Here is a 23,142-nt window from a genome sequence, read left to right as displayed (position 1 = left end):
GAGGTCATGAATTTTTCCTCCCTGTCGATCAAGAACCCGATACCGGCCATCATGCTGTTCGCACTACTGAGCCTGGCAGGCATGCTGGCCTACAAGGCCAATCCGGTGCAGGATTTCCCCGATATCGAACTGCCCATCGTTACCGTCAATGCGTCGCTGCCCGGCGCCGCGCCGGCCCAGCTGGAAACGGAAGTGGCGCGCAAGATCGAGGACTCCGTCGCCACCCTGCAAGGCGTGAAGAACATCTATACCAAGGTGCTCGACGGCACGGTCACGGTGACCGTCGAATTCATCCTGGAAAAGCAGATCCCCGAAGCCGTCAATGACGTGCGCGATGCGGTCGCCAGGGTCAAGGCGGACATGCCGGCCGAACTGCGCGACCCGACCGTCACCAAGGCCACCACCGCAGGGCGCGTAGTGCTGACGTTTATCGCCAGGGCCAGGGACGGCGCCAGCAATCCGCTCGACGCCACCGATCTGTCCTGGTTCGTCGACAATACCGTCTCCAAGCGCCTGCTGGCGGTGCCCGGCGTGGGCGCCGTCAACCGCGTGGGCGGCGTCTACCGCGAGATCCGGATAGAACTCGATGAAGAACGCATGGCGGCATTGAAAGTGTCGGCGCTGGACGTGTCGCGCCAGCTGCGGCTGGTGCAGCGCGAAGCGCCGGGCGGACGCGGCGATGTCAGCGGCGCCGAACAGTCGGTGCGCACCATCGCCACCGTGCAGACGGCCGATGAACTGGCGCGCATCGACCTGCCGCTGCCGGACGGCCGCCATGTGCGCCTCGACCAGGTGGCCACGGTGCGCGACACGATTGCCGAACCGCGCGCGCTGGCCGAACTGAACGGCAAGAGCGTAGTCGCCTTTGAAGTGTTCCGCACCAAGGGCGCCAGCGAAGTCACCGTGGCCAAGGGCGCGCGCGCCGCCATCGCCCAGCTGCAAAAGGAAAACCAGAACATCGTGCTGGAACAGGCGATCGACAATGCCGTGCCGGTCGAAGAAAATTTCGATGGTTCGATGGAGCTGCTGTATGAAGGCGCGCTGCTGGCCGTGCTGGTGGTGTGGTGGTTCCTGCGCGACTGGCGCGCCACCCTGGTGGCCGCCGCCGCCCTGCCGCTGTCCGTGATGCCGGCCTTCTTGGGTATCTACTGGTTCGGCTATACGCTCAACACCGTCACCTTGCTGTCGCTGGCGCTGGTGGTGGGCGTGCTGGTCGACGACGCCATCGTGGAAATCGAGAATATCTCGCGCCATCTGCGCATGGGCAAGACCCCGATGGAAGCCGCCATGGAAGCGGCCGATGAAATCGGCATGGCGGTGATCGCCACCACCTTTGCGCTGGTGGCCGTATTCCTGCCGACCGCCTTCATGAGCGGCATCCCCGGCCTGTTCTTCAAGCAGTTCGGCTGGACCGCCGTGCTGGCCGTACTGGCCTCCTTGCTGGTGGCGCGCCTGCTCACGCCGATGATGGCGGCCTACATCCTGAAGCCCTCGGCGCACAAGGAAGAACAGGATGGCTGGCTGATGACGCGCTACCTGGCTGTCATGCAATGGTGTTTGCGCAACCGGGGCATCACGGCCATCGCCTCGGCCCTGTTCTTTGCCGCCTCGATTGCGCTCGTGCCGCTGCTGCCGACCGGTTTCGTGCCGGCTGCCGACCGTGCGCAAACGCAGATCAACCTGGAACTGCCACCCGGCTCCACCCTGGCCGAAACCGAAGCAGTGGCAGTGCAGGCGCGTGTAGCCGCCATGCAGGTGCATGGCATCACGGGCGTATTCAGCTCTGTCGGCGGCGGCTCCAGCGGCAACGCCTTTGCTCCCGGCGCCTCTGCCGAAGCACGCCGCGCCGTGCTGACCTTGACCACCGTGCACCGCAGCAAGCGCAAGGAAACGATGGCGCAGCTGGAAGCGCAGCTGCGCCGCAAGCTCGACAATATTCCCGGCGCCCGCTTCACCGTGGGCCCGCCCGACACGGGCGTCAAGATGCAGCTGGTGCTGCGTTCGGAAGACCCGGTCGCACTGCTGGCGGCGGCGCAAAAGGTCGAACGGGAACTGCACGGCCTGAAAGGCATCGGCAACGTCAATTCCAGCGCCTCGCTGGTGCGTCCGGAAATCATCGTGCGTCCCGATTTCGCCAGGGCTGCCGACCTGGGCGTGACGGCGGCGTCCATCGGCGAGACGGTGCGCGTAGCCACCGCCGGCGACTACGATACGGACATGACGAAGATGAACCTGCCGGAACGCCAGGTGCCTATCCGCGTCAAACTGCCCAATAGCGTGCGGGCCGACCTGGCCGCCATCGAGCGGCTGACCGTGCCGGGCAAGAATGGCCCGGTACGCCTGGCCAACGTGGCCAGCGTGAGCATGGAAAGCGGCCCGGCCCAGATCGACCGCCTGAACCGCAGCCGCAATGTGACCCTGAACGTGGAACTCGGTACACGCACCCTCGGTGAATTGAACAAGGAAGCGCGGGCGCTGCCATCGATGAAGAACTTGCCGCCGTCCGTGAAGATCGCGGAACTGGGCGACGCGCAGGAAATGGCCTCGCTGTTTGCCAGCTTCGGCATGGCCATGCTGATCGGCGTGTTGTGCATCTATTGCGTGCTGGTGCTGCTGTTCAAGGATTTCATGCAGCCGATGACCATCCTGGCGGCGCTGCCGCTGTCGATCGGCGGCGCCTTCGTGGCGCTGCTGCTCACGCGCAGCGCGCTGTCGATGCCATCGATGATCGGCCTGATCATGCTGATGGGGATCGTCACCAAGAACTCGATCCTGCTGGTCGACTACGCGATCCTGGCGCGCGAAGCGGGCATGGACCGTTTCGAGGCGCTGGTCGACGCCTGCCACAAGCGCAGCCGTCCCATTTTGATGACCACCATCGCCATGGGCGCCGGCATGATGCCACTGGCGCTGGGCTGGGGCGCCGATCCCAGCTTCCGTTCGCCGATGGCGATCACCGTCATCGGCGGCCTGATCACCTCGACCTTGCTGAGCCTGTTGGTGGTGCCAGCCGTATTCACCTATGTCGACGACCTGGAGCACTGGCTGCAGCGTCTGGCTGCAAGGCTGCGCCGCCACAAGGCACCGGTGCTGCCGCAGAAGCAGGAACAAGTCTGATTTTTCAGAAAAAGCCCTCCCAGGGCAAGCCGGCGATATGGCGGATCATCCAGCATGCCACATCGCCGGCTGCTATCTGGCATACTGCGCGCATTCTTAATGAACGCACCTGCCCTGCCTATGAATTACCGCACCCCGCTCACCGTGCTGATGGCCTGCGCCATGCTGGTCGCCTGCTCGGATAAAACCGCCGCCACGGCGACTTCCGCTGCCGCCGATATCGCCGCCGATGCGCCTGCATCCGCGCCACTAGCCGAGACTGGAACGGCAACAGCGCCGGTCACCACCGATGATAAAAACGAGGCCATGAAATCCGACATCGACCGCGCGCGCGAAGCGGAACTGATGCGCGCCGTGTTCGGCAAGGACTACCGCGCCGACAGCGACGATGCACTGACCGAGCTGAGCGACCCTGACCAGCATATCGACAAACTGAGCTATGTGGTCAGCGCCGTCGCCTCGAAATTGCTGGGCAATGGCCGCGCCGTGCTGGTGGCGAATGCGGAAACGGCCAATACGGAAGGTACGGCCGAATCGGCGCATGTCACGCAAGGCTTGTTGAATGTGTTTTTCCTCACGCAGACCGGTGCAGGAAAATGGAAGGTCACGAAACGCGCGGAAAACATCGCCGCGCTGGGCTCATCGGGCCAGCTGGGCGACGTGCAATGGACGCGCCTGGGGCAGGATAAACTGGGACTGGCGATCCGCCACGGCTATACGGGCCAGGGCTATACCATCAGCCAGCTGGCCCTGTTCGAGGTGGGCGATGGTGCAGTGACCTTGCTGAGCCAGGGGATCGATCTGCACTCCGATAATATGGGCGCCTGCACGGAAGAGATGGATGAGTGCTGGGACGTCAGCGGCAACTGGCGCTTTGCCACCGCACAAGGTGGGGGCAAGTTCGATGACTTGCTGATCGACTTCAGCGGTTTCAAGGAAAAAATCAAGGCCGGCGTCAAGCTCAAGCCGGACCAGGATCCGCCGCGCGCTTCCACCGCCATCACCGGCCATGCACGCTACGTTTTCGACGGCAAGACCTACAAGCTGGCCGAAGGTAGTAACCCCGTCCCCGGCGTGTAAGTATCAGCGCTGGCGCCAGACCGGTTTCAGGCCGAACCCAGGCGGCGCAGCAGGGGCTGGTACATCTCGCGCGTGTGGCGGCTCCAGCGCTGCATGGCCTGCTCCAGCTCCACGCGCAATTGCGCCGCCAGCTCGCGTTCGCCATTGCCGGCCGCCCAGATCGCATATTCGGCACGGCATTCAAAACTGCCGAAACGCGTCAGCGCCTCATCGAATGCGGCCTTGGCCTCGCTGTTGCGGCCCGTGCCGGCCAGCGCGCGCGCCGTCAGGATCGCCACTTGCTCGGGACGGAAATGCAAGTCCTTGTTGCGGATGAATTCCAGGTGCGGCAACGCCTTGGCGCCATTGCCGCATTCCAGCCACGCGCGCGCGGCGCTGTAGCGGATTTCCAGGTCCGACGAAAACACCCCTTGCAGGCAGGTTTCATAGATGCCGGCCGCTTCTTCGGCGGAACCGGTTTCCAGCAAGGCACTGGCCAGGCGCATCTGGTTTTGCGCCGTCGGCGTGTAGTCGAAAGCGGCGCGCGCATCGCGCAATTCGCGCCCCGGATCCAGCGTCTTCGCGGCCACCGACACGGCCTTGCGCGCGCCGCGCTGCAAGCCCGATGAAGGCAGATAAATCGCCACAAAATACACCACGCTGCCCAGCAGCGGGAACATGAACAGGATAAGCAGCCAATACAGCTGCTGCCCGTTGCGCACCACATGGACCGCAAAAAATATCGCGATCAAAATATGGATGCCTATGCCAAAAATCGTCATGCTACAGCCTCATTCATTATTCAGTTAATCTTCAATCAATATTTTCAGTGGCAGGCACGATGCCTCCACTGCGCATGACAGAATATTACACCGGCCCCGGCCGCGCATCTGTAGGGCAGGCTTAAAGCGGGCATAAAAAAGCAGGACAACCCTGGGGCTGTCCTGCTTTTACTTTCCTGGCAATGATGATCAGAAGGTACTGATCGCGTTCAGGAACCAGCCGCGGCTGCGATAGGACAGGTCCGTCAAGTCGTCCGAGAAGGTCGTGAAGTTGTAGCCGATACCGATCTTGGCATGCTTGGCCACATGGCGGTAGACACCGACCAGGGCGCCGGCACGCGCATCGCCCGCTTCGCGCGCCTTCAGGCGGCGTGCCTCGATCAACGCGTCCCACTGCTTGACGATATGCAGGTCGGCACGCAGCACGATCAGGTCGGCGCGGCTGGAAAACCAGTCGCCCTCGGTTTTCGAGGCGCGCAGCTGGCCCACACGCATGCCGTACTTGCCGCCCACCGACAGCCATGGCCTGACGTCATAGGTGGTATCGACGTTGAGCACATGGCTCTTCTGCGTGTAATCGAGCACGCTGCCCGTGATGCCGTCGACCTGGCCCGCCGATGGCAGGTTATAGAAATACGTGTACTTGAACAGCGTATTCCAGCGGTCGTTGTCGACCGGGCGATAGGCGGCGCCCGTCACCACCTCCGTGTAGTCGCCATCGTAGAAGGCGCCGCCCGTGGTGCTACTGCGCGACAGATTGAGCTTGCCCAGCAAACGCCAGTCGCGGTCCAGCTGATAGGTCAGCGCATTACGCGTCAGCCAGACTTTGCGGTGTTCGCTATTCTCTCCCGACGGGCAGCCGCCATCACCAGGCAAGACGGCGCAGCTGCCATCGGGCGTACCCAGCGACCTGGTGCGGTCGGTACGGAATTCCAGTGCACTGGAAAACTTCAGGCGTTCGTAGGCATACGCCGCCGTCAAGCCGATGGCGTCGCGTTTCAAATCGCCCGATAGGGGATTCGACAGGGTGCCCGTCTCGAACTTGATGCCCGTGGTCCAGCGCTCGGTAGGCGCCAGGTCCACGCCAAACGCATGCGTCAATCCCTGCGGGCCCGCGCCATTGGCCCAGCGGCTTTCGGCAAACAGGCCGGCCTTGTCATTCAAACGATAGCGGCTGCCGGCCGTCATGGTGGCCTGGCGTCCGCTGTAGTTCAGGTCTGGCGTTTCGCTCTCCATGCGGTAGTTCAGATACAGGCTGCTGCGTTCATCCACCTGCATATTGCCGAACAGCTGGCCGCCTGCGCCGCCGCTGCCGCCAGACGCTTCCGCGCCCAGCCGCACACGCTCGCTGACCTGGTAGGTGCCGCCCACGCCGCCGCGGTCGTTCTTGGCGCGGTTGCCGCTGCGCGACAGCGTATGCTGGACAAAACCATACATATCCCACGGCGCATACAGCAAGCCCGCCACGCGCGCCGACGCCACGCCGGAAGCGAGCGTGGTGTCGGGGCCATATTGCGGACTGCCGGCCATGCCTGCCTCGCGCCCCCCGGTAATCAGCTGCCCCGTGATGCCGCCATCAAGCGCAGCGCCTGTTACGGGTACTGTCGCCGGACCGGTCGGAGCGGCGGCGGCAAGCGATGCCGGCGTCGCTTCCAACGGACCGGCGCTGGCATCCTGACCAGGCTGCAAAGGGCGGTAATCGATACGCAGCACGGCATCCGTGCGTCCGCCTTGCTGGCTCAGGATGGGGCTGGCGTTCGGTACCGTCGCACCGAGGCCAAGTCCCTGGTCGCGTTTGTCATGACGCATGCCGGCTGACAGCCCCCATTCAGCGTCGAGCTTGTGGCGCAGCGCCCCTTCCACGGCGCGCGCATCCTGGCTGGTCGCCGTCCGTTCATCGGCCTTCAGACTCACTTCCGTGCGCTCGCCCACCGGCAAGGCCGCCGTCACGCCCGTCTGGCGCACCGCCTCACCATTCAGTGTCTGCATGCCTGGCCCCGCATAACCGGCTTCGCGATTTTGCCAGTAGGCGGCGAAACGGCCACGCGCGCCTTCACTGAGGTCGGCCAGGTCCAGCGCCGCGTCGAAACGCCTAGCGCTGGCGGGCCGGCCGCCGGCCGTGGTCTGGTTGAAGTCATAGCCACCGCTGGCTGAACTGAGCACGGTGCTGGCGTCACCGCTGGAACGGGCCGCCTCGGCCTTGACCCAGGTTCCCGGCTTGTAGCGCAAAGTCAGGTCCAGCTCCTTCAAGGTCTGGTCCGAACCCTGTTCGCCCTGGTGATAATTGCTGGCGCCCAGGCGCACATGGTCGTTGAACCAGTGGCTGGCCCGCACGCCCACGGAGGTGCCGGCAATCGCGCTCAAGCCCGGCACATATTCATACGTCGCCACCAGGTAGACCGGATTGCCGCTCAGACTGGCGCTTTGCACCAGCGCCCCGCCATCGGCGACGGATGACAATGGCGAACGCAAGGTCAATCGGCCCTGCAGATAGTTGATTTCATAGTCTTGCGACGGCGCCAGCTGGATACGCTCGATCACCAGGCCGGAATCCTTGTCGCGCACTTCGATCCACAAACGCTCCGAACCCTGGGTCAGGTCCAGGTGGCGCAGATAGTATTGCGAACCGCCCGTGCCGCGGAATTCCTCGCGCGACTGCAAGGTGCCCGGCGAGGCCGCAAAAGCGTTCACCGTACTGGCTTTTTCGCCATGGCTGGTACTGTCCTCGCCATTCCAGACCAGGTTGGCGCCATACAGGCCACGGCTGTACTGCGCCAGTTCCGAGCCGCTCCAGGTGGTCTGGAAATTACCCCACATGACGGAGGAATCGCCTTTTTCCAGGCGCACGTAAAAGCGGCCCTGGGTCGGCGCATCGTCAACGGTGGTGCTGTCATCGCCATACACGGGATAGTATTTGTCCGGGTCGATACGGCGCAGCAGATAGGTCGGGTCCTTGCTCTGGAAATTGTGGAACAGGTCGCGCAAGGGCTGCTCGCGCGTGTCGGCGCTGGCCGTCAGCAGGTAGTCGCCCTTGATCTTGCCCTTCAGGTAGAACGCGCCACGGCCATCGACCCAGGTCTCGTTGCGGTAATGCTGCGTATCGCCCGTCACCAGTTCGGCCGGCCCCTTGGTACGGTCGCGGCCCACGGTGATGTCGGCCAGCGCGACATAAAACCAGTCCTGGTCGGCGATGTTCAGGTTGCGGCGGAAAGTCATGCCGGCGCCGCTGTCGTCCTTGACGGCCACTTCCACCGTGTGCGCGCCGGGGCGCATGATCTGGCGCATGGCGAACTTGCCCTTGGCGTCGACCGGCACCGCCATGCCCAGCGCCGTCACATGCTGGCCGGCCTTGATATTCTCGCCGCTGATGGTCACGCTGCCACCGGAGGCGTCGATATTGCGCAGGATGAGACTGGACTCGCCCCAGCCGGCCAGGGCTTCGCTGCCCGGTTTTTTACCCGGTGCATCGAGTGGCGCCACGTCGAGCAAGCGCAGTGGCTGCAAGCGCGTCTCGTCGAATTTTCCGCTGGCGTCATAGACGCGCAGCAGATAGCCGATCTGCTCGGGGGCATCCGACGGCACTTGCCAGGCGGCCGCCTCGCCGATCGCCACGGGCACGATGGCAAATGGCTGTTCCTGCGTGCTTTGGCCCTTGATGAAGATGCGGATCTCGGCACGCTGCTGGAAGAAGGCGTAGTTGGTGTAGGTGCCGAACGGCACCGGCGCGTGGCGCTGCGCATGCGGCGCCGCCAGCCACACGTTCAGGGCCGGCGACACATTCAAGGGATCATATTTGACCTGGATGTCGGCGCGCTCCAGCGCCACGTCGACGCAGCGCTGGCGGTCCGCTTCCTGCTGCTGCGTGTCAGTGTCCTGCACCACGCCGTCGATGCTGATCGAGAAGGCCGCATCGCGGTTGCTGACCGTACTGGCGACGGCGCAGTCATCGACCTGCACCACCGTTTCGACGGCCCGTGGCGGCGCACTGGCGACACCCGGCACTTCCAGCGTCTCTTCATACCAGGCGCGAATTTGCGTGCGGCGGTTCTGCGCCATGCCTTGCGGCGTGTCGTTCGAGGCCACCGGCTCGCTTTCGCCCTTGCCGCTGGCAGAAAAAGCCGAGGCGGGCAAACCCAGTGCGCGCATCAGATAGGCGGTGACGGCCAGCGCGCGTGCTTCCGACAGATGCTGATTGGTCGGGAAGGTGGGCTTGAGCCAGGCGGCGATACGCTGATTATCCGTGTGGCCGATCACCTGCACGCGCACCTTCTGCTTGCCGCGCAGGCGGTCGGCCAGCGCATCGAGACGCGCCGTGGCCGCCGGTAGCAGCACGTCGCGGCCCGATTCGAAATTGGTCCCCGACAGCAGGTCGTCAAAGGTCACGACCTGCTGCGCCGGCTTGGCAGGCGGCGCCGCCTCCAGGATCGTGCGGCGCTCGGTGCGGCTCAGGCCAGACGGCGCCAGGCCGCTGAAGGCCGGCGATTCCTGTTCCCCGCTGGACGGCTGCTGCGCGCCCATGCTCTGGCTGCGGTCGAGCATCTTGCCGCGCAGCGCCTGGCTTTCCACCTGCTGCGCCTGCGCGCCCAGGCAGACAAAGCCGATGCTGCCGAGCAGGCACACGAGCCGCTTCGGCGCAGGTTTACGGACAAGGTGCGAGGCAGGCTGCGAAGCTGGCTGATTACTAGCGTTCATGGTCATCTTCTGTATCATTTTGTACCCTCGATCTCGATGACGAGGGGATATTCGTCTTGCAACGCCTGCCAGCGCGCCTGCACGTCGCTTGCCAAAGCCTTGCTGCGGCGCTCCACCAGCGCAGCATCAGCCCCGTCCAGATAAGCGATGCGCAAGATCGACGGCTTGCCGCGCAAGGTCGTGATCAAGCCATCGATACGGCTGACCCACTCTGCTTGCAAGGCCGTGCCGCCCGCCACGAAAGCGGCGTCGGTCAGCTCGATGCGCACCACGCGGTGCACGGTGGCGCCGAAGTTCAGCTTGACCACCTTGCCTCGGGTCAGGCGCACATCGCGCGGATTTTCCGTCGTCACGCGATAGCCGCTAGGCAGGGTGCGGTCATCGAGCTTCATCACGAAGTTCGAACCGCGGTCCGCATTCGGAATCGCCGGACAAGGCACGTGGAAGCGGCCTTCCGCATCGGTAGTGACCAGCAAGCCGCGCGCGGTTGCCATGCGCACGCCAGGGATGCCCGGTTCGCCTTCGTCCTGGTAGCCGTTCGCGTTCCTGTCATCGAAGACCTTGCCGATGATGTCCGGGCAATCGAAGGTGGCGTCCGGCACCACCCGCACCGTGGCCGAAGCCAGGTTCGAGATGCGCGAGCCGCCATTGGCCGCCCAGGCCTGGTTGGTGTACTCGCCGTCACCGACGCCGGTGCCGACCATCAGCATCAGCTTGTAGGTTTTTTTCTCGTTGGACGCAAACCCGTTTTCGCGCCAGACCAGGTTGCGGCCATCGACGACAGGCTCGGCCGGCACGCCATCGCGGCTGGCGCTGCCGGTGCGGTACTTGAAGCCGGCCGGTATCAGGTCGCGCACTTGCGTCGCGCCCAGCGCTGCCGATTTCGGATTGCTGGCCGTGATCGTGTACGGCACCAGGTCGCCGCGCGTAACGTTCACCATCGGCGTCGTTTTCGTCACCATGATGCTGTCGCTGCCCAGCGGGTCGAGCGGAATATGGTTGTTCAGGATAGGTGCCGAACCACCATTCGTAATCACAAAGCTCATGTAGTACTGGGTGGTCCTGGCGCCACCGGCGATCAGCCCGGTACAGCTGTTCGGATCAGCTTCCATCCTGACCGACAGGGCAGGCGCAAATTCGCTGGCCTGGATGAAGGCAGGATTGGGCAGCAGTCCCACGTTCAGCGGTCCATGGCAAGCCGGCAGGCTGGTCGATGGCGCCAGCATGTAGTTGGGCGGCGCCACCACGCTCAGCGTGTACACGCCGCTCGGGAAGCCGTTCTGCAGCAGGAACTGATACATGCCATCGGTGCCTACCGTCTGCGTCTGTTCGGCCGTACCGCCCACCAGGTGGGTGGCGCTGTCAAAGCCGGCAGGACCGCTGATCGACACCACCGCGCCAGGAACAGGTTTGCGCGTGACGGAGTCATACACCACGCCGGCCGGATCGAGCGGCAGATTCTGCTCGACCACCGCATCGCCATCGTTCAAGGTGATATTGGCGATACGGCTGCCACCTGGCACGACCACGCCTTCGCCACCCGTCGAGACGGGGACGATCGGCATGTTGTTGCCATCCTTGAGGAAGGTGATGGAATAACCGGAACCGATCGGCAAGCCGCTGTCTTCATAGCCGGGACAATGCAGGTTGTCGAACTGGTAGAACCCCTTCTCATCCGTGTTGGCGCGGCAGATCAATTTGCCATTCTGGTGCAGTTCGGCCGTCCAGCCGGCGACACCGGCGTGGCTGCCATCGAGCGGCCGCACGCGGCTGCCGTCGTGATTCAGCCATACATAGCCGTTGACGATGGGCGGCTTCAACTGCGGCACGCCGATTTCGCCGAACAGGTAGCCACGCATATCGTCGCCGGCGGCGACCTTGATCCCCGTGATCACATCGAGATTGCCGACACCAACCGGTTTCACCGTGGCCGCCGTACCGACAGACCCTGGCAATACCGTGGTCTTGCCATCGCGGTAGCCGGCCGGCTGCGTTTGCGTCAGCGTGTAGCCAGCCGCGTCGCCGGGCGGCACCGAATCGAACAGATAACTGCCGTCGGCGGCACTGGTCACGCTCAGCTTGAGTGGCTTGCCATCGCTGGTATTGCCGCTCAATGTCAGCACCACGCCGGCGATGCCTTTTTCGCCATCATTGCGGACACCGTCGTTATTCAGGTCAAGATACACGCTGCCGCCCACTTTGCCGAGCGCATTGCGTTCACCGAACAGATAGCCGGTGGCGCGCGTGGCGGCCGGCAGCACGATGTCAGCAATGCTGTTCTGCTCCGGCGCATTGCCAAAGCTGCTGTTGTCCACCTTGCCGCCAGCGCTGCCGGCGGTTTCCCGTCCATCGAGATAGCGTGCCGGCTGGCTTTCCACCAGCGTGTAGCTACCGGCCGGCAAACCGTCGAAACGGAAGCTGCCATCGGCGCCGGTGGTCTTCACCATCGTGATGGCGGCGCTGCGCGCAGGCGAGCTGCCCGTCAGCGTCACCTCGACACCGGCGATACCCGTTTCACCCGCATCCATCACGCCGTTGTCATTCAGGTCCAGGTAGACAAAGCCGCTGATCGACGACGCCACATCGCGGAAATCGTAGCCGGTGCCGATACCTTGCGGCGGCAGCACGATGGCCTTGATGACATCCGTATCGGCCACGCCGACCGGCTTGTTATTGATACTGCCTACCTGCGAGCCACTGCCAGCCGGGTAATTTCCCAGGCCCGCAGGCTGGGTTTCCGTCACGCTGTAGCCGCCCGGCCCCGAAGGGCGCAAGCCGGTGAAGACATAACTGCCATCGGCGCCAGTGACCACGGTAACGTTGACCGGATTGCCCCGATCATCGGTGCCCGTCAGGGTCAGGGCCACGCCAGGCAGCGCTTCGCCATCGTCATGGACGCCGTTATCGTTTTGGTCGGCATACACGCGGCCAGCAATGCTGCTGCCCTGCAGTTCGCCAAAATCGAACAGGGTATAGCTCCTGGCCGGATCGAACACGATGCGGGCGATGACGTTGCTGGCGCCGATATCGCAGCCGGCACAGGCCACGCCATTGACCAGGCCCTTGCGGTGACGGCCATCGATATACGCAGCAGGCTGGGTTTCCACGATGGTGTAGCCGGCCGCGTTCGACGCCAGCAAGCCGCTGAAGCTGTAGCTGCCATCGGCCTGCGTGGTGATAGTCTGATGGACAGCGGTGACGCCATCCTGCGCCGTTCCCGTCAAGGTCAGGGTCACGCCAGCGATACCGGTTTCACCGGCATCGCGCACGCCGTTATCGTTGCTGTCGACGTAGACCGAACCGCTGATGGAACCTGATTTTTCGCCGAAATTGTAGCCTTGCACTTCCACGCCGCGTGCCAGCGGAATCGCCGAAATGATATTGGGCACGCTGGCATTGCCGCCGGCCGATCCGGCGCTCTGACCCGCGTCGGCATAATTGGCCGGCTGGGTTTCCGTCACCGTATAGGTGCCGGCTGGCAAGCCGTCGAAACGGTAGTTGCCATGCGCATCCGTGACTACCGTCACCGTCACAGGGCCGCTCAGCGTCACGGTCACGCCGGCCAGCGGCGCATCGCCAGGGCTCAGGACGCCATTGCCGTCCAGGTCCAGGTAGACATTGCCGCTGATGCTGGCGCCCAGTTCGCCAAAGTTGTAGTTGACCGCACTACCGCCGTTTGGCAGCACGATGCCCGAGAACTGGTCGAATTGCGGCGCCGGGCCGCTGATGACGCCAATACTGGCACCACTGCCGCCAGTGACCGTACCCAGGCTTTCCAGGCCATCCGCGTAGGCGGCCGGCTGGGTTTCAGCAATCGTGTAGCCCAGAGGGCCGCTTTGCGGCAAGCCGTCGAAGCGATACGCGCCGTCGGCGCCGGTCAGTACCGAGCAGGCCGACGCACCGATCACGCTGCACACCTCGAAGCCGTCATGCGTCAGGCCCGACAAGGTGATGGCCACGCCGGCGATGCCAGCCTCGCCTGCATCCTTGCGGCCGTTGCGGTTCACATCGACGTACACGAAGCCGGAAACCGACTGCGCCGTACCGCCCGAATTACCGGGCGCCTGGGCAAAGTGATAGTCGGTGCCAGACGATCCTGGCAGTACCACGATGCCGCTGGCCGTTTTCACCGTGCTACCCGTAACGCCCACGCCCGGCGCGCGCACGGCGCCGCTGATGGTGGCGCCAAGGCTGCCCGACTGCGTGCCTACGTTGACCAGATGGGCCGGCGTGGTGACGCTGACGGCATAGCCGCCAGGACCGCTCGGCGGCAGCTTGCCGATACTGTAATTGCCATTTGCATCGGTCACGAAGGTGCAGCTGGCGATGGCCGCGCTTGGGCAGACCGGATTGCCCTGGTAGTCGTTGCCGCTCAGGGTGACCGTCACGCCGGCCACGCCCATGCTTTCCTCGGGCTGGCGCACGGCGTCGCGGTTATGGTCCATATAGACGCTGCCGCTGATGGTCGCTGGCAGCAATTCGCCGAAATCAAAGCCCGTGTAGCTCTTGCCTGCATCGAAAGCAATCCTGGCGATGGTATTGGCCACGCTGATATCGCAGCTGGTGCAGACGGCGCCATCCACCTGGCCCTTGCTCTGGCGGCCATCGAGATACGCCGCCGGCTGGGTTTCCACGACCGTGTAGCCGGCCGCGTTCGCGTTCGGCAAGGCGCCAAAGCTGTAGCTGCCGTCGGCGGCCGTAGTCACCGTGCGGTTGACCGTCGTGACGCCGTCCTGCGCCGTGCCCGTCAAGGTCAGGACCACGCCGCCGATGCCCGCCTCGCCCGCATCGCGCTGGCCATTGTTATTCGTGTCGGCATACACCACACCCGCCAGGCTGCCGGCTTTTTCAGCAAAGTTATACGCCGTCAGTTCCGCACCGCGCGCGACCGGAATCGCGCTGATGATGTTGACCTGCGTGGCATTGCCACCGGCCGAACCGGCTTGCTGGCCGCCTTCGGCATAGTTCACGGGCTGGGTTTCCGTTACGGTATAAGTGCCGGCCGCCAGGCCCTCGAAGCGGTAATTGCCACTCGCATCGGTGGTGGTGGTCGCCGTGGCGGCGCCACCCAGGGTCACCGTGACGCCGGCCAGCGGCGTATCGCCAGCACTCAGGACGCCATTGCCGTCCAGGTCCAGGTAGACATTGCCGCTGATGCTGGCGCCGAATTCGCCAAAGTTGTAGTTGACGGCAATGCCACCGCTTGGCAGCACGATGCCGGAGAACTGGTCGAACTGCGGCGGAGTGCCGCTGATGACGCCATTGGCGCCGCCGGTGACCATGCCCAGGCTTTCCAGGCCATCCGCATAGGCCGCTGGCTGGGTTTCCTTGATGGTATAGCCGGCCGGCCCGCTAGGCGGCAAGCCGTCGAGGCGATATGCGCCATCGGCGCCCGTCTGCACGGTGCAAGCCGACGCACCGATCACGCTGCATACCTCGAAGCCGTCATGCGTCAGGCCCGACAAGGTGATGGCCACGCCAGCGATGCCGGCCTCGCCCGCATCCTTGCGGCCGTTGCGGTTTGCGTCGACATACACGAAGCCGGAAACCGATTGCGCCGCACTGCCCGAATTACCGGGCGCCTGGCCAAAGTGATAGCCGGTGCCGCTTGCGCCCGGCGTGACGATGATACCGCTGCTGGTCTTGATGGTAGCGCCCGTGACGCCCACGCCCGGCGCGCGCACGGCGCCGCCGATGGTGGCGCCAAGGCTGCCCGACTGCGTGCCTACGTTGACCAGATGGGCCGGCGTGGTGACGCTGACGGCATAACCGCCAGGACCGCTAGGCGGCAGTTTGCCGATGCTGTAATTGCCATTTGCATCGGTCACGAAGGTGCAGCTGGCGATGGCCGCGCTTGGGCAGACCGGATTGCCCTGGTAGTCGTTGCCGCTCAGGGTGACCGTCACGCCGGCCACGCCCGTGCTTTCCTCGGGCTGGCGCACGGCGTCGCGGTTATGGTCCATATAGACGCTGCCGCTGATGGTCGCTGGCAGCAATTCGCCGAAATCAAAGCCCGTGTAGCTCTTGCCTGCATCGAAAGCAATCCTGGCGATGGTATTGGCCACGCTGATATCGCAGCTGGTGCAGACGGCGCCATCCACCTGGCCCTTGCTCTGGCGGCCATCGAGATACGCCGCCGGCTGGGTTTCCACGACCGTGTAGCCGGCCGCGTTCGCGTTCGGCAAGGCGCCAAAGCTGTAGCTGCCGTCGGCGGCCGTGGTCACCGTGCGGTTGACTATCGTGACGCCATCCTGCGCCGTGCCCGTCAAGGTCAGTACCACGCCGCCGATGCCCGCCTCGCCCGCATCGCGCTGGCCATTGTTATTCGTGTCGGCATACACCACACCCGCCAGGCTGCCGGCTTTTTCAGCAAAGTTATACGCCGTCAGTTCCGCACCGCGCGCGACCGGAATCGCGCTGATGATGTTGACCTGCGTGGCATTGCCACCGGCCGAACCGGCTTGCTGGCCGCCTTCGGCATAGTTCACGGGCTGGGTTTCCGTTACGGTATAAGTGCCGGCCGCCAGGCCTTCGAAGCGGTAATTGCCACTCGCATCAGTGGTGGTGGTCGCCGTGGCGGCGCCACCCAGGGTCACCGTGACGCCGGCCAGCGGCGTATCGCCAGCACTCAGGACGCCATTGCCGTCCAGGTCCAGGTAGACATTGCCGCTGATGCTGGCGCCAAACTCGCCAAAGTTGTAGTTGGCGCCATTGCTGCCAGTCGGCAGCACGATGCCGGAGAACTGGTCGAACTGCGGCGCCGTGCCGCTGATGGCGCCATTGCTGGCGCCTGTGCCGCCCGTGACCGTACCCAGGCTTTCCAGGCCATCCGCATAGGCAACTGGCTGGGTTTCCTTGATGGTATAGCCGGCCGGCCCGCTAGGCGGCAAGCCGTCGAGGCGATATGCGCCATCGGCGCCCGTCTGCACGGTGCAGGCCGACGCACCGATCACGCTGCATACCTCGAAGCCGTCATGTGTCAGGCCCGACAAGGTGATGGCCACGCCGGCGATACCCGCCTCGTCCGCATCCTTGCGGCCGTTGCGGTTCACGTCGACATACACGAAGCCGGATATCGATTGCGCCGTGCCACCCGAATTGCCGGGCGCCTGGCCAAAGTGATAGCCCGTGCCCTGCGCAGCTGGATTGAGCACGATGCCGGCGCTGGTTTTCAGCGTGGCGCCGACCACGCCGGTACCGGACGTGCGCGGTACGCCATCGATGATGGCGCCAAGGCTACCCGCCTGGGCACCGATATGTATCAGGCTGGCCAGGGTGGTCACCGTAACGTTGTAACCGCTGGCGCCTGATGGCGGCAAACCGGCAAAGCTGTAATTGCCGCTGGCGTCGCTTTGCACGGTGCAACTGGCCACCAATGCGCTCGGGCAAACGGGATTACCCAGGTAGTCGTTGCCGCTCAGGGTCAGCGTGACACCGGCCACACCCGTGGTTTCGCCAGCCTGGCGCACCGCATCGCGGTTGCTGTCCATAAAGACACTGCCGGCGATCGACGCGAGCGGCAACTCGCCGAAATTGCGCTCTATGTAATTTTGGCCCGGCTCGATACTGCCGATCACGATGCTTTCTGGCGCCGCGCGTCCCGCACTGTTCGGTATCACATTGCCCGCACCGGCGCCGTTCTGGTCCTTGCCGTCGGCATAGCCGGCACGCTGCGTCAGTTGCGTCACCGTGTATGACTCGCCCACCTTACTAGGCGGAACGTTTGCGAAGCCGTACTGGCCACTCGCATTGGTAGTGACCGTGCAAGCGCTGCCCAGGTATGCGCACACGTCGGCGCCCCAGAAGGTCAGGCCTGAAATCTTCACCTGCACGCCGGCGATGCCATCTTCACCTGCTTCGCGCAAGCCATTGTTATTCAGGTCCGCATACACATGGCCATTGATGGTCGCGTAGGCGTACTCCTGGAACAGGTAGCCGGTGGCCGCCGTATTCTGCGCCAGCACGATCTGGCTGATGGTGTTATGGGCCGGGCTGGCCGAACAGTTGACGCCACCGTCGCAGGTGGCAGGCGGCGTCACGCCACCGGCCGTGCCTGCGGTTTCAAACAGGTCGGCATAACCGGCCGGCTGGGTTTCGATCAAGGTGTAGCCGGCTGCATCGGAACGGGGCAGGCGGTCGAACAGGAAGTCGCCGGTGCTGGTACTGAGCGTCACTGGCGCACCGGCGGTGCCGATATCGTTGCCCCAGAAGTCCCGACCATACAGCGAGAACGTCACGCTCCTGGTGATTTTTTCGCCCGCATCCATGGTATTGCTGCGGTTCGCATCGTTGTAGACCGAACCGGCGATGCTCGACTTGATGATCTGTATATCGACGCTGCTGCTGTTATTGCCTGGTGTTGAGTCACGCGAAGTACCGGCTGTCGGCGCGATGCTGGCGGTGTTGCGGATATTGCTGCCGAACGGCCCCGCATACGCCGGATACGGCGCCTTGACGGGGATGGTAATCGTCACCAGATTATTGGTATCGGCCGCGCTGGACGCAACCGGCAATACGCCCAGGGTACAGGTGACGGTGACCGGTGTGCCGCTGCTGACGCAATTATTCAAGCTCAGCGGCGCCCCCGAACCCAGCTGCGCCGTTGGCGTACCGGCCAGCACCAGGCCTGCCGGCAGCACATCGGTGACCACCGTGCTGGCCGCCTGGGCAGGCCCCAGGTTACCGGCCACCAGTGTATAGGTGAAGGGCTGGTTGATACTGAACGGCGAAGCCGGCGAGACCGTTTTCGACACCATGATCAAATCGGTCTTTGGCAACACGGTGGTGGTTTCTGCAACCGTATTATTGAGCGGCAGCTTGTCGCCAGCAAATGGCGCGCCCCCCGTTTCCTGCGATTCCACCGTGGCCCTGATGGCATAGGTAAGCGAGCCGAGTGGCGTATTGCTGACCGGGCCCGTATCGAATTTCAGGCCGAACGCGCGGTTGGCGCCATTGGACAGCAGGCTGTCCCCGCTCAGGGTGCAGATCACGTCAGTACCCGCACCACCGGGCTGGTTGCACGAAGCGCCGGCAGGCAGAGTAGAGCCGGTTTTATCCCACAACATGGTGTAGGGAGCGGCCGCACCGTTTTGCGGCGGCGGCACAGGAGTCACGATCAGCTTCATGCCGGTAGCCAGCGACGGGCCATTGTTTTGCACGGTCACCTGATACATGATCCCGTCACCAAACGGCAGTTGTTCGTAACCGGTGTCGGAAGCCGACACGCTCAGGTCCAGCTCCTTGTTGATCACGGTCACAGTCGTGCTGTTGCTGTTATTGGCCGCATTGCTGTCAAACGTGGTGGTGGTGATGGTGGCATTGCTGGTGTAAGCCGCATCGAGCGGGTCCGGATAAGGGAATACCGGTATCGCCGAAAAGATCAGCTGGCGCGCTTCGCCTTCGGCAAGTGCAAAAGTACGGCATTCGATGCCAGCCTGGCCAGCGTATGGCGCGCCACTGAAGGAAGACACCAGCGAGCACTGCGCGGCGCTGCCGCCGATGCTGGCCGAGCCAGCCACATAAGTCATGCGTGCCGGATCGAGCACCTGGCGCAGCACCACATTGGCCGCGTTGCTGGGGCCATTATTCTTGATCGAGGTGGTGTACACCACCGGTACGCCGACCCGCACCGGATCCGGTGCGCTGGCCATCGTCGTGACGGCGACGTCGGCGATCGGCACTACAGTGGCGCTGATGGCAGAACTGTTGTTGGCCATGTTGCTGTCGATCGCATCCGGGCTCGATACGGTGGCCGTATTGAGCAAGGCGCCATCCTTGAGCGGACGGTTGAGCGTGATGGTCACGGTGCGCGATGCGCCGGCGGCCAACTCCTTCACGGTACACGTTACGGTCGAACCGAAGACGCAGCTTTCGCCAGTGCCGGCACCAGCCAGCACGGCACTGCCGGTGGTGGTGCCGCCGCTGCCGTTATACCAGTGTGGCAAGGCATCGACCACACTGACAGTCGGCGCGCGATCGGGACCGGCATTGCTGACGGTGAGCGTATAGCTGAAAGTATTGGAGGTTGCCGGCAAGCTGGCCAGCGAGGCGGTCTTGACGATGGACAGGTCGGCAGTCAAAGGGGTCGACGTGACGGTGGCGTCGGCGCAATTGCCGGTATCGGAATTGTCTGGCGGCTGGTGGGACGAGCCGGCAGCCTTGCCGGTACACGCCCGATTGGTCAGGCTGCCGGTAAAGCCAGCCTGCGCGCGCGTGGTCAGGATCAGGTTGGGCAATTTGGCGCCGCGCGGCAAATCGCCCGGTATCGTGTAGGTGCAAGTAACCAGCTGGCCAACGGCACTGCAAGCCCAGCCAGTGCCGCTGAAGCCGACATAGGCTTCTTGCGGCGGCAGCGTATCGGTCACTGTCACGGTGCCGCTGGCCACGCTGGTCGAGGTGGCCGAGTTGGTGACGCTGATGGTATTGGTGATATCGCCGCCGGCCGCGACCAGCAGTGGCGATTTGCTCTTGGCCAGGGTCAGGTGGGCGAACGGCGCCACGATGCTGTAGGTGTCCGAGGCAGGATTGTTCAAGCCATCCAGTGGCCCGGTGCGCGCTACATTGACCACGTTGGCGCCACCAGTCGCGGTTTCGGCGACGGTCATCGGTATCAGGAATTTGGACGATGTGGCGCCATGCGCCAGCGCGCCCACAGTACAGGTGATGGTTTGTCCCACCCTGGCACAGCCGGTGGGCAGGGTGCCGATAATAAAATCGCTGGAAACGGTGGTCGACACGGTGACGCCGCTGGCGTCCTGGGTGCCGCTGTTGACGGCCCACAGATTCAGGCTGACCGCTTCGCCGGCCGTCAGTGATGTCAGGCCGCTGGCATTCGATGTCAGGGTTTGCTTCGCATCAAGATCCGTACCAGACTTGACGGCAACGATCACCTGGCGGGGGCCGTTATTGCTTTCATCGGGATCACCGGTCTGGAGATCGGTCGAGGCCACGGATGCGCCCGCCGTGATGGTGCCGGCAGTATTCTTGACGATGCGCCCGGTCACATTGATGGGCGGCGCCTGCCCGCCCGCACCGATCGCCGCGCCACTGTAATTGCATGTCAGCGTGGTACCGGACGGTGTACATGCCCAGCCCGTGCCCGTCGCCGCGCCGTACGTTAAATCCGTGCTGGCCGGCAGGTCGAACGTCACCTTGAATTGCGATGCGCTGTCCGGACCCGCGTTGGTCACATCAACACGGTAGCCGACCGTCGCACCCGCCGCCGCCGTACACGCTGCAGGACAGCCGCTCAAGCCGGTGGTGCCGTTGAGTCCGACTCTCAAGTCGGCGCCCTTGATCACGGTCAATGTCTTGATCGATACATTATTGGCGCTATTATTGTCCGTATCGACGTCATCAAAGGACACACTCGCCCGGGTACTCACCGCAGCCGCGTTCAGGCCGATGCCTTTGAACTCAACATTCCAGTTCTGCAACTTGGGTAGTCCGCTACGCACGCAGCTGAGCAGCTTCGGATTGACCAGCAGATTGAAGGTGCAGCCGGCAGGCGCCGCGCTCGATGAAAAATCCACGTTGCCTGGCAGCTCCACCGCCAGACGCACGTTGCCCGTCGCATCGACCAGGTCCTCATTGTTCGTCACCGTCACCGAGAAAGTCGCCTCGCCGCCACGCGGCACGGGACTCGGCGTTTGCAGATAGGCCGACACAGACAGATCGACTACCGCAGCGGCCGCGTTGCCCATGCCACCCAGCATGAGGGCCAGCACCATCAGCCATAGCAGGTGCTGCAGCAAGCCCGTTTGCCGAGTTTTCTTACGCACAAGGCGCGGAATAGGAATGAAAAAATGGGACGAGCTGGTAGGAATAAGCATGGCGGTCATCAGGGGGTTGTGCGATGCACGGTCCGGTCCGGGAGGGTTTGGCAGCCTCTTTTTCTCATCCGGTTTGAAGGAAACCGGAGACCAGGAAGTTTTGGAAAATCAACATTTACACATTGGTAACATTGAAATTTTTTTGACATTCTGCAATATTTCACAATGTCTCACAAGCAATGAAAATACCAAAAAACCAACTACCAAGTCATTGACAATGAGATTGAAAAATGCATCGAAAATACTTGCAACATAGGAAAGTATTATGTTTTTTAGATCACAATATGGAAACTGGTACTAGAAAGAAAACTGATTTTTACACGACGTTAGATATATTTTTTGCGAAGAAAAATTAGTACGTAGGCACTGCTGCAATATTGTTGCCGACGCAACATATGTAAAAAAAATTAATTATTTATCAGTATAATTAACCAAAAATAAACATGCCTGGTATTGCACTGATACCGAGAAGATATTTCACAAAATAACGACGTTTTTAAAAATATCTAAATTGAAATAATTAAACTCACGTTGTGAAAATACAACTCTTATTTACAAAAAAAAAGGGAATTTGAAACGAAAAGACACCCACGGCCAAGGCAGGCAGCCTGCTGGAAGCGCCATCTGGCCAGCAGGGGAAGATTGAACAACGGACTGAAAAGCATCCCTTACAGGGAAAAGCCAGGCTATGTCACCGTCAGGTGTGGGAAGTCTCCCAAAGTTGCCTTCAATAATGTTTCCGCAGACAGGATGCGCCTGGCGTCGAGTATCCAGCGCCAGCCCAGGTAATTCGGTAGATAACGCGTGGCCACGCCATGAAAGATACTGAGCCATCCCCGCAATCGGCTGTGATACGCGTTGACGTTCTGCACATGGACCGCGCCGCGCACGCGGATGACGGCGCGCAAGTTGACGGCCTGATGGCTGATGCCCGTTTCCCGGGCAAAGGCGGCATAGACAGCATGGCCATCGGTCACCAGCAGGATGTCGCGGTCGATCACGGGCGGCAAGCAAGTCAGGAGTTGCTGCTTCGTGATGGGACCCTTGCCGGTGACGAAATCGATGGTTTGCCCGGTGCGGTCGCGCGCTACCAGGATACAGACCTGTTCGCTGGAAATGCCGCGTTGCCGGGCAGATCCACCACGCCGGCGTGCCGGACGCAGCAAATGCCGCGCACCTTTTTCCGATTCCAGCAGATACAGCGCATCGGCCTCGGTGATACCGTGCAGACAGTGCGGGCGGTCGGTTTTCGCCAGCGATAAAAAACGGTGGCGCCAGCGAAAACTGGTATTGCGATGGATGCCCAGTTGCTGGGCAGCCTTGCGTACGGAATCCGAGTTCAGCAGGCAATTCGCGTAGTCCAGCCACAAGGCTTTGTGACGCAGATGCGCCAGGGGCGTGCCCGTCAGCGCATTGAATGTCTTGCCGCAAGGCACACAGCGATAACGCTGCAGGTCGTTGGCGCGGCCGTGCCGGTGCAGATGCCGCGAGTGGCACGCCGGGCAACATAGCCGTGCCTGTGCCGTGCGTTCGATCAGCGCGACAGCCGCTCGCTCGGGCGGCGTACCGCTCAACATTACTACGCTGTCCAGGCGTTGGCGCCGGGACAGTGCCACGAACTGCGCGATGAATGCCTGCCATTGCGCGTGTTGCATGGTGAG

Annotated in this window: 7 protein-coding genes; 3 read left to right on the top strand and 4 right to left on the bottom strand. The window is 63.1% G+C overall.

Going from position 1 to position 23,142, the window contains the following annotated elements; all coding sequences use genetic code 11:
• Window positions 1-6: 6 nt before the first annotated feature.
• Entirely contained in the window at window positions 7-3,117 is a 3,111-nt protein-coding gene (locus tag ACL9RI_RS01575; RefSeq protein ID WP_422724844.1) for an efflux RND transporter permease subunit, read from the top strand.
• Window positions 3,118-3,216: 99 nt separating this feature from the next.
• A complete protein-coding gene (locus ACL9RI_RS01570; RefSeq protein WP_422724843.1) occupies window positions 3,217-4,197 on the top strand; it encodes a hypothetical protein in 981 nt (326 codons plus the stop codon).
• A gap of 26 nt (window positions 4,198-4,223) precedes the next feature.
• Here the strand turns inward: ACL9RI_RS01570 and ACL9RI_RS01565 are convergent, their stop codons facing one another.
• The 3 genes from ACL9RI_RS01565 to ACL9RI_RS01555 all read right to left on the bottom strand — a co-directional run bounded on the left by ACL9RI_RS01565 (window position 4,224) and on the right by ACL9RI_RS01555 (window position 21,430).
• Entirely contained in the window at window positions 4,224-4,958 is a 735-nt protein-coding gene (locus tag ACL9RI_RS01565) for a hypothetical protein (protein ID WP_422724842.1), read from the bottom strand.
• 189 nt (window positions 4,959-5,147) lie between these two features.
• A complete protein-coding gene (locus tag ACL9RI_RS01560; RefSeq protein ID WP_422724841.1) occupies window positions 5,148-9,650 on the bottom strand; it encodes an OmpA family protein in 4,503 nt (1,500 codons plus the stop codon).
• A gap of 14 nt (window positions 9,651-9,664) precedes the next feature.
• Window positions 9,665-21,430 (bottom strand): SdrD B-like domain-containing protein, encoded by an 11,766-nt coding sequence (locus ACL9RI_RS01555; protein ID WP_422724840.1) that lies wholly within the window; start codon window positions 21,428-21,430, stop codon window positions 9,665-9,667.
• A gap of 16 nt (window positions 21,431-21,446) precedes the next feature.
• On the opposite strand from ACL9RI_RS01555, the gene ACL9RI_RS01550 reads away from it, so the two are divergent.
• The gene (locus ACL9RI_RS01550; protein WP_422724839.1) at window positions 21,447-21,737 is read left to right on the top strand and encodes a hypothetical protein; all 291 of its coding nucleotides are present in this window, start codon (window positions 21,447-21,449) and stop codon (window positions 21,735-21,737) included.
• A 430-nt stretch (window positions 21,738-22,167) separates the two neighbouring features.
• Here the strand turns inward: ACL9RI_RS01550 and ACL9RI_RS01545 are convergent, their stop codons facing one another.
• Window positions 22,168-23,136 (bottom strand): IS1595 family transposase, encoded by a 969-nt coding sequence (locus ACL9RI_RS01545; RefSeq protein WP_422724838.1) that lies wholly within the window; start codon window positions 23,134-23,136, stop codon window positions 22,168-22,170.
• Window positions 23,137-23,142: the final 6 nt, after the last annotated feature.

Source organism: Janthinobacterium sp. Mn2066 (assembly GCF_049319705.1).
GTDB lineage: Bacteria > Pseudomonadota > Gammaproteobacteria > Burkholderiales > Burkholderiaceae_D > Janthinobacterium.
This window is presented reverse-complemented; position numbering and strand designations above follow the sequence as displayed.